General features: G+C 64.0%; 13 protein-coding genes. 6 read left to right on the top strand and 7 right to left on the bottom strand.

Annotated elements, in window-relative coordinates; translation table 11 throughout:
* The first annotated feature begins 43 nt into the window (after positions 1-43).
* The 5 genes from ONR57_RS07070 to ONR57_RS07050 all read left to right on the top strand — a co-directional run bounded on the left by ONR57_RS07070 (position 44) and on the right by ONR57_RS07050 (position 5,248).
* Entirely contained in the window at positions 44-799 is a 756-nt protein-coding gene (locus ONR57_RS07070) for a DUF1906 domain-containing protein (protein ID WP_265122425.1), read from the top strand.
* The gene (locus ONR57_RS07065; RefSeq protein WP_265122424.1) at positions 796-1,344 is read left to right on the top strand and encodes a GNAT family N-acetyltransferase; all 549 of its coding nucleotides are present in this window, start codon (positions 796-798) and stop codon (positions 1,342-1,344) included. The genes ONR57_RS07070 and ONR57_RS07065 overlap by 4 nt, the downstream gene beginning before the upstream one ends.
* 107 nt (positions 1,345-1,451) lie before the next feature.
* Positions 1,452-2,201 carry a metal-dependent hydrolase gene (locus ONR57_RS07060; RefSeq protein ID WP_265122422.1) on the top strand — a complete coding sequence of 250 codons (750 nt, stop codon included), beginning with the start codon at positions 1,452-1,454 and terminating at the stop codon, positions 2,199-2,201.
* A gap of 88 nt (positions 2,202-2,289) precedes the next feature.
* Positions 2,290-4,380, top strand: a complete 2,091-nt coding sequence (locus ONR57_RS07055; protein ID WP_265122420.1) for a heavy metal translocating P-type ATPase — start codon at positions 2,290-2,292, stop codon at positions 4,378-4,380.
* A 16-nt stretch (positions 4,381-4,396) separates the two neighbouring features.
* Positions 4,397-5,248 carry a F510_1955 family glycosylhydrolase gene (locus ONR57_RS07050; protein WP_265122419.1) on the top strand — a complete coding sequence of 284 codons (852 nt, stop codon included), beginning with the start codon at positions 4,397-4,399 and terminating at the stop codon, positions 5,246-5,248.
* A 4-nt stretch (positions 5,249-5,252) separates the two neighbouring features.
* Here the strand turns inward: ONR57_RS07050 and ONR57_RS07045 are convergent, their stop codons facing one another.
* Genes ONR57_RS07045 through ONR57_RS07025 form a run of 5 tightly spaced genes read right to left on the bottom strand, consistent with a single transcriptional unit; the run spans position 5,253 to position 10,301 of the window.
* Positions 5,253-6,740, bottom strand: a complete 1,488-nt coding sequence (locus tag ONR57_RS07045; protein ID WP_265122417.1) for a precorrin-2 C(20)-methyltransferase — start codon at positions 6,738-6,740, stop codon at positions 5,253-5,255.
* The gene (locus ONR57_RS07040) at positions 6,737-7,405 is read right to left on the bottom strand and encodes a precorrin-8X methylmutase (RefSeq protein ID WP_374116407.1); all 669 of its coding nucleotides are present in this window, start codon (positions 7,403-7,405) and stop codon (positions 6,737-6,739) included. Before ONR57_RS07040 ends, ONR57_RS07045 begins: the two co-directional genes overlap by 4 nt.
* Before the next feature lie 43 nt (positions 7,406-7,448).
* Positions 7,449-7,781: a metal-sensitive transcriptional regulator gene (locus tag ONR57_RS07035; protein WP_265122415.1), complete on the bottom strand. Its 333-nt coding sequence runs from the start codon at positions 7,779-7,781 to the stop codon at positions 7,449-7,451.
* Positions 7,765-10,065, bottom strand: a complete 2,301-nt coding sequence (locus tag ONR57_RS07030) for a cation-translocating P-type ATPase (RefSeq protein ID WP_265122413.1) — start codon at positions 10,063-10,065, stop codon at positions 7,765-7,767. Before ONR57_RS07030 ends, ONR57_RS07035 begins: the two co-directional genes overlap by 17 nt.
* Positions 10,066-10,094: 29 nt before the next feature.
* Positions 10,095-10,301 (bottom strand): heavy-metal-associated domain-containing protein, encoded by a 207-nt coding sequence (locus tag ONR57_RS07025; protein ID WP_265122411.1) that lies wholly within the window; start codon positions 10,299-10,301, stop codon positions 10,095-10,097.
* 74 nt (positions 10,302-10,375) lie between these two features.
* Here ONR57_RS07025 and ONR57_RS07020 point away from each other — a divergent pair, with 74 nt between their 5' ends.
* Positions 10,376-10,969, top strand: coding sequence for a DUF305 domain-containing protein (locus tag ONR57_RS07020; RefSeq protein WP_265122409.1), 594 nt, complete (start codon positions 10,376-10,378; stop codon positions 10,967-10,969).
* On the opposite strand, the gene cobG is transcribed toward ONR57_RS07020, so the two are convergent.
* On the bottom strand, positions 10,950-12,083 hold the full coding sequence (gene cobG / locus ONR57_RS07015) for a precorrin-3B synthase (RefSeq protein ID WP_265122407.1): 1,134 nt from the start codon (positions 12,081-12,083) through the stop codon (positions 10,950-10,952). The genes ONR57_RS07020 and cobG overlap by 20 nt on opposite strands.
* Before the next feature lie 95 nt (positions 12,084-12,178).
* Positions 12,179-13,720, bottom strand: coding sequence for an AMP-binding protein (locus ONR57_RS07010; RefSeq protein ID WP_265122405.1), 1,542 nt, complete (start codon positions 13,718-13,720; stop codon positions 12,179-12,181).
* Positions 13,721-13,726: the final 6 nt, after the last annotated feature.

Here is a 13,726-nt window from a genome sequence, read left to right as displayed (position 1 = left end):
TTTCGCCTCCCGAGACTGAGACGACCGAGAGGACACACCAGAAATGGCTACCCGACGAACTTTTCTGCAGCGGGCCGCGCTCGGCGGCCTTGCGCTGAATACGCCTGCGCTTCTGGGCTCTCTCGATGACCTGCTGAACTCTGGCGGCATAACGCCGCCTCCGTCACCGCAGCCAGCCCCGCCGCCCAGCTCGAACGACGTTGGACAGATTCTCATTGACTACTCGGCCGGTGTTCCCTCTGCGCGCTCTGTAAAAGCAGCGGGTTACCGCGGCGTGATCCGATACATGTCGGACCGGCGCGAGTCGTGGATGCACGGTAAGCCGATGCGGGCCGCAGAGGTTGCTGACATGAAAGCACATGGGCTCGCGATCGTGTCCTGTTATCAGTTCGGCAAGGGCACGACCTCGGATTGGCGAGCTGGTTTCGCGGGCGGGGTCACGCACGCGAACAAGGGCATCGCGTTCCACACCGCGGCGGGCGGACCGTCCAATGTGCCGATCTACGCGGCGATCGACGACAATCCTACCTCTGCGGAGATGAACCTCGTCGTCGACTACATTCGGGGCTGGGAGTCAGTGATTGGCAAAGGCCGTACCGGCGTGTACGCAAACTACCCCACGATTGACGTGCTTCGCTCCCGTGGGCTCGGCACCTATTTCTGGATGCACAACTGGGGCAGTGGCGGGCGCGTGCATCCAGACGCGCATATACACCAGTTCGAGATCGACCGGCTGCGCGTCGACGGTATCGGCATCGATCGCAACCGCATCCTGAAGGCCAGCTACGGACAGTGGTGATTCAGGCAGGTTCCCTCCTCATCCGCTGGTGGGAACCTGACGACGCTGCCGCGCTTTCAGACGCAATCCACGTCAGCCACGATCACCTGCGGCCCTGGATGCCGTGGTTCGCGGCGGAGCCCCTGACAGCAGCCGAGCGGCGTGAACTGATTGCTGTCTGGCAGGGGGAGGCTCGTTCCGGCGGGGAAGAGCATTTCGGCATTTTCGACCGCGGCGAGCTCGTTGGCGCAGTGGGTGTGCACCGGCACCTCGAGCCCGACGGTGCGGAGATTGGGTACTGGACCCATGTTGCGCACGTCCGTCGCGGAATCGCGAGGACTGCGGCAAGTGCGATCACCGACTACGCCTTCGCCAGTCCGCGCGTAGCTTACACCGAAATCCATCACGACCCCGCCAACCATGTGAGCGGGCGGATTCCGCTCCGGCTCGGCTACACGTTGCGCGGGACGTTCGACGCGCCAATGCTCGCGCCAGGACACACAGGACGCGAGTGCATCTGGCGGCTCACCCGCGCGGATTGGCAACAGCGACCCATTCGTGAGTGATTGTCGGCACACTCGCCGGTGGTGCGGCCGCGCTGACCCCGAAAGTGTCAGACTCGTCCGGTATTTCTCTCTCCAGCAATACTTTTCAGTGAGAGGGGTGTAGCGCGATGATGGGCCGGGGCCATATGGCGACAACGAGTGTCCTGTGGCTGGCGTGCGCGCCACCGATCGCCGCTGCGGCTGGCCATCCCATGACCAGTGGCGAGATCATCGTCTCGACGATCGCGATCGCGGGGTGGTCTGTCTGGCCCGACTGGGACCATTCAGATGCGCGCCTGGCCCGCACGCTGGGCCCGATCTCGAAGTTCTTTGCGCGAGTGGTGGGCACACTGTCCGGCGGCCATCGTGTGGGAAAGACTCACACGCTGGTTTTCGCGGTCGCGATGGGTGTGCTTGCCGGGGCGCTCGCTTCTGTGCCCCATGAGTTTGGTGGCGTGACGCTCCCGGTTAACTGGGCGCTGCTGGTCATGATGTGGTTTCTCGCGTACACGATGATGCTGACGCTGGGGCTCTCGGTGTTCCGGTCGCGACTGATTGGTGATGAGATCATCGCGCTCGAAGCCATTGGTATCGTCGCGCTTGCTGTCTGGCTGGCGCCTGACGATTGGTGGTGGATGCCGTGGACGGCCGCCGTTGGCTGCCTGCTGCACTGTCTGCAGGATGCGATGACAGTGCGTGGCCTGCCAAATTTCTTTTGGCCTCTGCCGCGTGTGCGCCTGCGGTTCCCCGTCTTGGGTCGCGCGGGCGGAAGCCGCGAGCAGATCGTCACGAGCGCTGCATTGGCTGCTGGACTGTGGATTGCCCCAGCGGTGCTGAGCGGCCACGTGTGGTGGACCGCGGAGTGGCTTTCGGCATAGCGCGATGGCCGCGCGAGTGCGGATCAAATCCCTTGCGTAAATACCATAGGGGGGTATAGTAGGCGCCAGTCTACAGAGGGATTTCGCCATGAAACACCAGCACATAGAGACGACTGGGGATCATGCCGGGCACGCGTCGGCGCACGCCGGACATGCAGTCGACAAACATAAGGGGCACGGGGCACACGGGGAGGAGTTCCGGAAACGATTCTGGGCGAGCCTCATCCTTTCTGTCCCTGTCGTCTACTTCAGCCACATGGTTGCCGATCTGCTGGGTTACACAATCCCGCATTTTGCCTGGGCGGAATGGATCCCTCCGGTTCTCGGCACCGTCATCTTCGTTTACGGAGGTGCACCCTTCCTGGTCGGTGGCGTGCGCGAAGTCAAGGGCCGCCAGCCAGGCATGATGCTGCTGATCGCGATGGCGATCTCCGTAGCATTCCTCGCGTCGTGGGCCACCACGCTGGAAATCGGTGGATTCGACCTCGACTTCTGGTGGGAACTTGCCCTGCTAATCGTGATCATGCTGCTCGGGCACTGGCTCGAAATGCGTGCTCTTGGGTCGGCATCCGGTGCCCTCGATGCCCTCGCCGCATTGTTGCCCGATACCGCGGAGCGAGTTGACGGGGACGACCTGAAGAATGTGCCGCTCGATCAGCTGCGCCCGGGGGACACCGTGGTGGTCCGTCCGGGCGCCAGGGTCCCTGCCGATGGCGAGATCGTTTCCGGCAGTGCGGACATGGACGAGTCGATGATTACGGGTGAATCAAAACCTGTGCGCCGGCAGCGCGGTGACACTGTGGTCGCGGGCACCGTCGCCACAGACAGCTCAATCCATGTGCACGTCAAGGCAATCGGTGAGGACACCGCGCTCGCGGGGATTCAGCGTCTCGTCGCGCAAGCTCAAGCATCGTCGTCCAGGGCGCAGGCGCTTGCTGACCGCGCAGCCGCGTTTCTCTTCTACTTTGCCCTCGCCGCTGGCGTCCTGACCTTCGCGGCGTGGATGGTTGCGGGCAATATCGACGACGCAGTTGTCCGTACGGTCACGGTACTTGTCATCGCCTGCCCGCATGCGCTTGGTCTGGCGATTCCGCTCGTCATCGCGATCTCGACGGAGCGCGCCGCACGTGCGGGAATTCTTGTCAAAGAGCGACTCTCGCTCGAACGAATGCGCACTGTCGATGTCGTTCTGTTCGACAAGACCGGAACACTCACTGCTGGCCGGCATGAAGTGACTGCCGTCGCGTCTACCGCTGGGACCGACTCGAAAACGGTGCTCGCGCTCGCCGCCTCGGTGGAGCGAGAAAGCGAACACCCGGTCGCACGCGCAATCGTGGGCAAAGCCGGTGCGAGTGCACGGGAATATCGCGCATCGGAGTTTCGCTCACTCCCCGGACGTGGCGTGAGTGCTTTTGTGACTGGCCCTGGGAGTGCTGGCGCCGCACAGACTTACGTTGGCGGGCCAGCACTGCTGCGCGATGTGGGAGTGCGTGAGCCCGAAGACCTCGCGACCCAGACTCGCGGTTGGCGGCAGCGTGGTGCGTCAGTCCTGCACGTCGTTCAGGCGGACAAGGTGCTCGGTGCGTTCGCTCTTGAGGACGCGGTCCGGCCGGAATCTCGCCGCGCAGTGGCCGAGCTGCACCGGCACGGTGTCGCAGTCGCGATGGTCACCGGTGATGCGCAGCAAGTTGCGGACGCGGTGGCGCACGATCTCGGAATTGACGAAGTATTCGCGGGCGTGCTGCCGGAAAACAAGGAAGCGAAGGTGAGCGAGTTGCAGCAGCGCGGGCACCGCGTTGCAATGGTCGGCGATGGAGTGAATGACGCGCCCGCCCTGGCGCGCGCGGATGTGGGGATCGCTATCGGTGCGGGTACGGATGTCGCCATCGAATCGGCCGGAGTCGTACTCGCATCCGATGACCCGCGTGGCGTGCTCTCAGTGATCACGCTCTCGCGGCGCTCGTACCGAAAGATGTGGGAGAACCTGGTGTGGGCGACGGCGTACAACATTGTTGCGATTCCGCTCGCGGCAGGCGCCCTCGCGTTCACCGGATTCGTGCTGCCGCCCGCGATGGCCGCCGTGCTGATGTCAGCCTCCACGATCGTGGTGGCGATCAACGCGCAGTTTTTGCGGCGCGTTAACCTCGAACCCGCGCCCTTGGAAAACGGACACCACTGATCGGAGCTGCACCTTCATGCCGGGAACGAAACAAGCCGGATTGACAGCAATCGGGTTATGCGTGCTGGCGCTGACTGCCGGATGCACCTCCGAACCACCTGGAGACTCGACTTTCGACCCCGGTATGGGGCATATCCACGCGCTCGCAATCAACCCAGCCACTGGCACCGTGTATGCGGGCACCCACTACGGTCTCTTCACGCTGACAGATTCGGGCGCCGAGCGCGTGGGCAGCGTCGCCCAGGATTTTATGGGTCTGGCTGCGGCAGGGGATGACCACTTCCTCGCTAGTGGCCATCCGAGCCCGGACGATATGGATCAGCCCGTCAACCTCGGGCTCATCGAGAGCCGCGACGGCGGTGACAGCTGGGATGTGCTGTCTTTATCAGGGGCAGCGGACTTTCACGCGCTCGAATACAAACACGGAATTGTGTACGGATACGACAGCCTCAACCAGCAAATCATGGTGAGCGAAGACAAACACGAGTGGATCGGTGGCGCGCGATTTCCCGCCTACGATATTGCCGTATCCCCGCTGAACCCCGACGAAGTCATTGCGACAGTGGAGCGCGGGCCAGCCCGCAGCACTGACCGTGGCGAGATGTTCGAGGTTCTCGGCGGGGCACCGGCCCTGGTTTTCGTCGACTGGCCAGCTGCGGACGAACTGGTGGGTATCGACGCCGATGGCGTCGTTTACGTCAGTGCCGACGGCGGCGACTCGTGGCGCGAGATGGGCACCGTGGGTGCTGCGCCGCACGCCCTCCTCGCCGCTGGCGATGGTGAGATCTACGTTGCGACCGACCGGGGCATCCTGTCCTCCGGTGACAATGGTGCGACCTTCACGCCGCTGTGGGAGGACACTCAGTGAGTGGCTAGTCGGGCTCCGGATAGCGTCGTGGTGTGAAGACGACGGGACTGCCGTCCCGATCCGCGAGTGTTGTCTGAGACGAGCCGATGATCAGCAGGCAGCGCATGTCGATCGCGGACGGGTCGAGCGTGCCCAGGGTGGTCAGCGCGACACTCTCGGAATCCGACCCCACAGCCCGTCCGACAACGACGGGGGTATCGGGAGACTTGCGCTCAAGCAGGAGCTTCTTCATCGCTTCAACCTGCCACGTGCGGCTCTTCGACGCAGGGTTGTAGATCGCGATCGCGAAGTCCGACTCGGCGGCCGCCCGCAGCCGGGCGGCGACGATCTCCCACGGTTTGAGCCGGTCCGATAGTGAGATCACGGCATAGTCGTGGCCCAGTGGGGCGCCCGCGCGCGCTGCCACAGCGTTCGCGGCGGTGAGGCCTGGCACCACTCGGACGGGTATGTCGGCGTACTCGGGCCGTGCCGCAACTTCGAGCACCGCGGTGGCCATGGCGAACACGCCCGGATCGCCGGACGACACAACGGCGACGCGGGCGCCCCCGCGCGCGAGGTCGAGCGCGTAGGCGGCGCGTTCTTCCTCCACACGATTGTCTGAGGGATGATGGCGCTGCCAGGCGTTGGGTGCTATTCGCGCAAGGTACGGCCCGTATCCAACGAGGTCGGTGGCTGACCGTACCTCACGCCGCACTTCCTGAGTTGTCCATTCGGGTGCGCCTGGCCCGAGGCCCACCACGACAACCTCGCCTCCGGCGCCGTGCGGCGACGCGGTGTTCAGGGGGGAGGGGAGGAGCGCAACTGAGAAGTAGGGTACTTCGTCTGGGTCGACGTCTTTCGCCGGAAGCACGCGCTGCGCGTCCCAGCTTGCTCGTTCGATGTAGACGGCTTCCTCGAGCCGCCCAGATCGTTCGAGTGCGTCACGCACTGACCGAAACGTGCGGCCCAGCTTCATGATCGCGACAGCATCGCTGGCAGCCAAGCGGTCGGAGAGTTCTTCTGCGGCAAGCGTGCCAGGAAGGACGGTCAGTACTTCGTCGCGTTCGACCAGCGGTGTCTGGATGGCGGCAGCGGCTGCCGAAACCGACGTGACGCCCGGGATGATCTCTGTTTCGTAGGTGCCCGCGAGCCGCTTATGCATGTGCATGTAGGAGCTGTAAAAAAGCGGATCACCCTCGGCCAGTAAAGCGACAGTGCAGCCAGCGTCGAGGTGTGCGGCAAGCCGTGCGGCGGATTCCTCGTAGAACTCGTCGATCGCACCCTGATAACCGCGCGGATGGTCCGTGGTTTCCGTCGTCAGCGGATAGACGAGCTTCTCTTCGATTTGGCCGTCACGCAGATACGGGGCTGCGACGCCGCGCGCGATGCTGCGCCCATGCTTGGCGCTGTGGTAGGCGACGACATCGGCCTGCGAGATGATGCGTGCCGCCTTTACCGTGACGAGTTCAGGGTCGCCGGGGCCCAGGCCGATTCCATAGAGTTTTCCGCTCACAGCTCGGTGCTCGCGATCGCATTGACAGCGGCGGCGGTGATCGCGCTGCCGCCGCGCCGGCCCCGAACCACCAGGTGGGGGAGTCCAGACGCGATGAGAGCTTCCTTCGACTCGGCGGCGCCGACGAACCCGACGGGTCCGCCAACCACCGCAGCTGGTGCGGGCCAGCCAGCGTCGATTCTCTCCAGCAAAAAGAAGAGAGCGGTGGGCGCGTTGCCGATAGCGACGACCGCGCCGCCGATGTGTTCTTCCCACAGTTCGACGGCTGCGGCGGTGCGCGTGGTGCCGAGCAGCGTGGCGCGGGATGCGACGGACGGGTCTAGCAGCGTGCACATGACGCGGTTGTCGGCGGGCAGCCGTTTACGAGTGACACCGGATGCCACCATTGCGGTGTCAGCGAGGATCGGGGCGCCGGCGTGCATGGCGCTGCGGGCTGCGTCGACCACGCCAGGAGTGAATGAGATATCGCTGGTGAGGTCCACCTGTCCGCATGCATGAATCATGCGCACGACCGCATCCGCTTCTGACGCTGGAAAAGGGGAGAGGTCAGCTTCGGTGCGGATGATCGCGAACGATTGACGGTAGATAGCGAGGCCGTCCCGTTCGTAACCGTCGTCCATCAGCGCCTGGTACCGGTCCTTGTCGGCCAGATGAGTCACGGGCATGGGGGAGAGTTTACGGTGCCCGGGAAGTGATGCCTGCACGCCATCACGATCGGACAAGGCGCGCGACAGCGTCGGACACCTCCTTGAGCTTTGCGTCAGCTTCGGGGCCGCCACTGGCGACCGCCTCTGCGACGCAGTGCGCCATGTGGTCGTTGAGCAGTCCGAGCGCGACGGCTTCCAGGGCACTCTTCATCGCGGACACCTGCGTGAGGATATCGATGCAGTACTTCTCGTCCTCGACCATGCGCTGCAACCCACGGGCCTGACCTTCGATGCGGCGCAGCCGCTTCAGGTACGCCTCTTTACTTGTGATGTAGCCATGGTGGTGGCCGGTGCTGCAGGCTTCCCCCGTGGCCGGGCTACTTGGTGCGGGCATGGTGGCCCCCTTTCGCTGAAACGGATGTGAACCGCTTGAGTCGCAGGCTATTGCCGACAACGAATAGCGACGATAGCGCCATTGCGGCGCCCGCGAGCATCGGGTTGAGCAAACCGGCCGCGGCGATCGGCAGGGCGGCGACGTTGTAGGCGAACGCCCAGAAGAGGTTGCCCTTGATAGTGCGCAGCGTGCGGCGAGAGAGCCTGATCGCGTCGACTGCCGCCCGCAGGTCCGGCCTGATCAGGGTGAGATCGCTGGCGTGGATCGCGACGTCGGTTCCGGACCCCATGGCGATTCCGAGATCGGACTGTGCGAGCGCGGCCGCGTCATTGACACCGTCACCGATCATCGCCACGGTGCTGCCTTCGCGCTGCAGGCGCTCGATGGTGGCGGCTTTGTCCTCGGGCATCACACCGGCGATGACCTCGTCGATGCCGACTTCCTGACCGATCGCGCGGGCGGTTGTTACGTTATCGCCCGTCAGCATGATCGTGCGGAGTCCGAGGTGCCGCATGTCTTCGATGGCGCCAGCGGACTCAGGCTTAACGGTGTCACCGACGGTAAAAATTGCCCGTGCTTGTCCGTCCCAGCCGACTGCGATGGCGGTGAGCCCCGAACGTTCAGCCGCCTCGGCGCCATGCTTCAGTTCGGGGCTGAGTGGCATTCCTTCGGCTTCCAGCATTGCGGGGCGGCCCACGAGTACGGTGCTCCCGTTGATTGTGCCGGCGACTCCGAGGCCGGCGAGGTTGCGGAAACCGTGGACCGCGGGGAGGCCGGGCACTCGGTTGTGCGCGGCAGCGGCGATCGCCCGGGCGATTGGGTGCTCGGAGTAGTCCTCAAGGGCACCGGCATACCGCAGTGCCTCATCGCGGGTCGTCCCGCCGCTGGTAATGACGTCGAGCAACGTCATCTGCCCGGTGGTGATCGTTCCGGTCTTGTCAAGGACAACGGTGTCGACAGTTCGTGTCGATTCCAGCACCTCGGGGCCCTTGATCAGCACGCCGAGCTGGGCGCCGCGCCCGGTGCCAACGAGCAGCGCTGTAGGTGTCGCGAGCCCGAGTGCACAGGGGCACGCGATGATCAGTACCGCTACCGCGGCGGTGAAAGCGAACTGAAGTGGCTCCCCACGGAAGAGCCAGAACGCGAACGCGCCGGCCGCAAGCAGAATGACGAACGGGACGAATGTCGCCGAAATGCGGTCAGCGAGACGCTGAATCTGCGCCTTCCCCGTCTGTGCGCGTTCAACGAGTGTGCGGATCTGCGCGAGCCGTGTGTTGTCGCCAACTTCCGTGGCATGCACCACGATCCGCCCCGACGTGTTGAGGGTGCCTCCAGTGACTTTTGCACCTGGTTCCACCTCAATAGGGACGGACTCACCGGTGAGCATCGATTCGTCGACCGCCGAGTGACCGTCTTCGACGGTGCCGTCGGTGGCTATTTTCTCGCCGGGGCGCACGATGAAAGAGTCACCCACGGCGAGTTCACTCACCGGGATGCGTGTTTCCCGCCCGTCTCGGAGCACGGCGACGTCTTTCGCGCCCAGGTCGGCGAGCGCCCGCAGAGCTGCGCCTGCACGCCGCTTCGAACGTGCTTCCATGTATTTGCCCGCGAGAATGAATGCGGTGATCCCCGCGGCAGCTTCGAGGTAGATGTTGGCTGTGCCGTCACCGCGAGCGGGGATAAGGGTGAATTCGTGGGTCATGCCCACCATGCCCGCCATCCCGAAGAAGAGCGCATACACCGACCAGCCGAACGCGGCGAGGGTGCCGATGGAGATCAGCGTGTCCATGGTGACGGTGGCATGTCGCGCGTTGACGGCGGCTGCTCTATGGAAGGGCCACCCGCACCACACAACAACGGGTGCTGCGAGCACCAGCGAGACCCACTGCCAGTACGTGAACTGCAATGCGGGAATCATCGCCATCGCGATGACCGGAATGCTGAGCACCGCAGCGACGACAAGGCGCAGCCGGAGTATGCGAACGGCCCGGTCGTCAGTCTCGTCGATGTCCGCAGCGGACGTGGCGGACGTGGCGGACATCGTCTCGGGTAACCGTGCCGAGTACCCCGTCTTTTCGACCGTCGCGATCAGAGTCCCCGCGGTTACTGCGGGGCTGTGCGAGGTGATGTGTGCCTTTTCGGTCGCGAAATTGACCGTGGCGGCGACCCCGTCGATCTTATTGAGCTTCTTCTCAATTCGCGCAGCACACGACGCGCAGGTCATGCCTGCGATATCCAGGTCGATGGTCTTCTCGTGTGCTCGTTTGTCGAGTAGTGGTCTCATCGCGGATCTCCCAGACTGTGTAAGTGGGCTCAGGCTACGGTGTAGCCGGCTTCGCCGACCGCGTCCCTGATCGCAGCGTCGTCGAGGCGCGTTTCACTTTCGATCGTCACGGCACCAGTTGTCAGGTCGACGGCGACGCTGATAACGCCTGGCAGTGCGGAGAGTTCTGAGCGAACCGCGTTTTCGCAGTGCCCGCACGTCATACCCTGGACTGTGAGTGTTGCTGTCACCGGCATGTCTCTTCCTTTCACGACTGACGTGATGCTAGGGTACCCCCGTAGGGTATGAACGGCAACCGCAAAGGACTCACATGCGCAAACAATTCATAGCCGCTGCGACAGCAACCGCGCTCGCGTTCAGCCTGGCCGCCTGCGGCGCAGACGACGCTGACACGGCAGGTCCGGAGGAACCCGGCACGGCAGATGTCGCCGTCAACTTCAACGAGGCCGATGTCCAGTTCGCGCAGGGCATGATTCCCCACCACGAGCAAGCCGTTGAGATGAGCAACATCATCCTCGACAAAGAAAGGATCGATCCGCGGGTCACCGAACTCGCAGAGCAGATCAAAGAAGCGCAAGAACCAGAGATCGAGTTGCTTGAATCCTGGCTCGACGAGTGGGATGCGTCCCCCGCCGTCATGGACGATATGCACGATGGCCATGGCATGGAAGGCATGATGTCCTCCGACGACATCGACGCGCTGACTATCGCCGAAGGAGAGAGCGCAGCCCGGCTCTACATCGAACAGATGATCGTGCACCACGAAGGCGCGATCATCATGGCTGAGGCGCAATTGCAGACCGGCGCCAACTCAGCCGCACTTGAGCTCGCGCAGACGATCATCGACACGCAGCAAACTGAAATCGACTCGATGCGGATGCTCCTCAACGATCTCGACTCTTGATGTGATAGCCGTCCGGCGTCGCGACCACTACCGTCGTGTCACCGGGCGGCGTACCGCACCCGCGTTCACAACCTGCCCAGTGTTGGCGGCCTTCTGCCGGTGAGGTACCTGACTCGATAGCGTCCGCAGCATCCTTCTGCACATCCGTGTGCGATTTATTGCAGCCAGGGCTGCCCGTGCATGCCGTGGTCTCGATCCACGGTGATTCTGCGTCAAAGATCAGCCCCATCGGGGCGAGGACGCGGACAACCTGCTCCGCACGCCAGTCATCGAGGTCGCTGATCACCAGCGTGCGCCACGGCGTGACAGTCAGTGGACGTTCGATCGCAGCGATGAACTCCGCGAGGCGAGCGTCCAGGCGGCCCAATTTCAGTCCCGCGCCCAGTGTGACCTGACCGTCATCCTGCGCAAACCACCCGATCGGCGGCAAGGGCCGCGAACTGATTGCCACCGGCATGTGCTGCGGATCAGGAGTGAGCGCGAGGTGCTCAGTGATTTCGTGTCCTGCGCGCGGGAGCTCGCGGACTCGCCACTCGTCCGTGCGCACGGCCAGAAACGCGTGCACGGCCGCCATGATCGTCGAGACAACCGCCTCAGGCGGCATGCGCACGCCGGTGTCGGCACCCGCGATGAGGAGCGCAACGCTGCTTTCGTCGTAGACCATCGCTGCGATGTCCGTGTCCAGCCCGGCGACGTCGCCGCGCCCGTCGTCGACTGCGAGCAAGAAACGCCCGGACAACTCGGTCATCGCAGCATCCGCACACAACGCCGCGTCGAGGTTCCGGACCCAGCTGCGGACGTCGGCGAAGCCACCAATAAGTCCGCTGAGAGGTGAGCTCAGAATGTTGCGTACCCGCTCATGAGTGGGGGACGGGAGTAAGCCCGCTGCCGTCAGGATGGTCCCGGCCGGGTCCGCCGCGCGCAGCCCCCGAATCTGGATGTTTCCCCGCGAAGTGAGTTCCAGAACGCCGCTGCCGTGCTCGCGCGCGAGTTCCGCGAGAGTGTGCATCTGCGCCGCTGAGAGAGCACCGCCCGGTAGCCGGACACGCGCCAGAAGGCCGTCCGCAGCGGCGTGCAGGCGAAGAGCTCCAGGGCATCGATCCTCAGGTCTCACCCCATCAGGGTAGCGGGGCCGCTCGTGACCCACGAAACCACGAAAAGGGCTGTTCATTCCCCTCATGTCGGGAATGAACAGCCCTTCGCTGTTGCCTAGTGAATCTGGCGCTCCTGGTTCTCCCAGAACGGCTCACGCAGCTTGAACTTCTGTACCTTGCCGGTGGCGGTGCGCGGCAGTGCTTCGATGAAATCGACCCGCTTCGGACACTTGTAACCGGCCAGATGCTCGCGACAATGCGCGATGAGTGTCGCGGACGTGAGATCCTTGTCCCGCGACACCACCAGCGCGGTGACGAGCTCGCCCCACTTCTCGTCTGGGATACCGATGACAGCCACCTCCTGTACCGCTGGATGCAGACTGATGGCGTCCTCCACCTCGATCGACGACACATTCTCACCGCCGGTGATGATGACGTCCTTTTTGCGGTCCGCAATCGTCAGATAGCCGTCAGCATCGACCGTGCCACCGTCACCGGTGTGGAACCAATTGCCTTCCATTACACGGGTGGTCTCCTCCTCGTTACGCCAGTACGCGTCGAGGGCATGGTTGCTGCGCGACAGTATCTCGCCCTTGTCATCGGTGGTGAGCCGAACCCCCAGCGCGGGGGCGCCGGCGCGCACCAGCTTGCGGGCGCGTTCCCGGGTATCCAGTTCGAGCCACTCGTAGCGCATCCGGTTGAACGTGAGGAGCGGGGCGGTTTCGGTCAGCCCATATATCTGGATGAACTCCCACCCCAGTTCCTCCCAAACCCGCTCGATCGTGCGCGTGGCTGGCGGTGCGCCGGCGACGATGATGCGCACTCTGCCGCTGCCCGGGATTTTCTCGTTGCCGAGTGCCCTCCACTCTTCTGCGGCGTCAAGCGCCGCCGCGACGACAGCCGGAGCCGCGCACATCAGCGTCACACCGTGCTCTTCGATTCGGCGAAGGATCTCGAACCCGTCAATCTTGCGGATCACCACGTGTTTCGCGCCCATACCCGTCACGGTGTACGGCATGCCCCAGCCGTTGGCATGGAATGTGGGCAGTGTGTGCAGGTAGACGTCGTTATCGTTGACGCCAGCGTGCAGACCGAAGGTGGTGGCGTTGAGCCACAGCGCGCGGTGGGTGAGTTGCACTCCCTTCGGCCGCGCCGTCGTGCCTGACGTGTAGTTGATGGTCGCGGTCGCGTCCTCATCACCCTCCCACGGCTTCGGCGTCACACCGAACGCGAAGATCTTGTCGTCATCCTCGCCGAGAACGTACTTGTGGGGCACGTCGAGGGCATCTAGCACGTCGCGACGTTCGGGATCACACAGCACCACTTCGGCGCCTGAATGTTCGACGATGTATCTGATCTCAGCCTCGGCGAGCCGGAAGTTTACGGGCACGAGGACCCGTCCCCATGCGGAGACTCCGAAGAGCGAGATCAGCAGCCGTGCTGAGTTATGCGAGATGATTGCCACCCGGCCGCCAGTCGGAACACCGATCTGGTCAAGCCGGGCGGACTGCGCCGCCGCGTATTCCGCCATTTCCCGGTACGTGAACGCGCCGAGTGACTGGGCGGGCTGGTCCGGTTCGTCGACGATCGCGATGCGATCGGGATAAACCGTTTGTGCCCGGTAGAGGTGGTCGGCGATGGTAAGTGGGAATTTCATCGTCTT

The organism is Hoyosella sp. YIM 151337 (assembly GCF_026041215.1).
In the GTDB taxonomy this organism is placed as follows: domain Bacteria; phylum Actinomycetota; class Actinomycetes; order Mycobacteriales; family Mycobacteriaceae; genus Hoyosella.
Note: the sequence above shows the minus strand (reverse complement) of the source record. Positions and strands in the feature narration are given on the sequence as shown.

Excerpts from the sequence above, each read along its gene's own strand:
- ONR57_RS07070 (WP_265122425.1), top strand. The coding sequence starts at position 44 with ATGGCTACCCGACGAACTTTTCTGCAGCGGGCCGCGCTCGGCGGCCTT.
- ONR57_RS07060 (WP_265122422.1), top strand. The coding sequence starts at position 1,452 with ATGATGGGCCGGGGCCATATGGCGACAACGAGTGTCCTGTGGCTGGCG.
- ONR57_RS07055 (WP_265122420.1), top strand. The coding sequence starts at position 2,290 with ATGAAACACCAGCACATAGAGACGACTGGGGATCATGCCGGGCACGCG.
- ONR57_RS07050 (WP_265122419.1), top strand. The coding sequence starts at position 4,397 with ATGCCGGGAACGAAACAAGCCGGATTGACAGCAATCGGGTTATGCGTG.
- ONR57_RS07040 (WP_374116407.1), bottom strand. The coding sequence starts at position 7,405 with ATGCCCGTGACTCATCTGGCCGACAAGGACCGGTACCAGGCGCTGATG.
- ONR57_RS07035 (WP_265122415.1), bottom strand. The coding sequence starts at position 7,781 with ATGCCCGCACCAAGTAGCCCGGCCACGGGGGAAGCCTGCAGCACCGGC.
- ONR57_RS07030 (WP_265122413.1), bottom strand. The coding sequence starts at position 10,065 with ATGAGACCACTACTCGACAAACGAGCACACGAGAAGACCATCGACCTG.
- ONR57_RS07025 (WP_265122411.1), bottom strand. The coding sequence starts at position 10,301 with ATGCCGGTGACAGCAACACTCACAGTCCAGGGTATGACGTGCGGGCAC.
- ONR57_RS07020 (WP_265122409.1), top strand. The coding sequence starts at position 10,376 with ATGCGCAAACAATTCATAGCCGCTGCGACAGCAACCGCGCTCGCGTTC.
- ONR57_RS07010 (WP_265122405.1), bottom strand. The coding sequence starts at position 13,720 with ATGAAATTCCCACTTACCATCGCCGACCACCTCTACCGGGCACAAACG.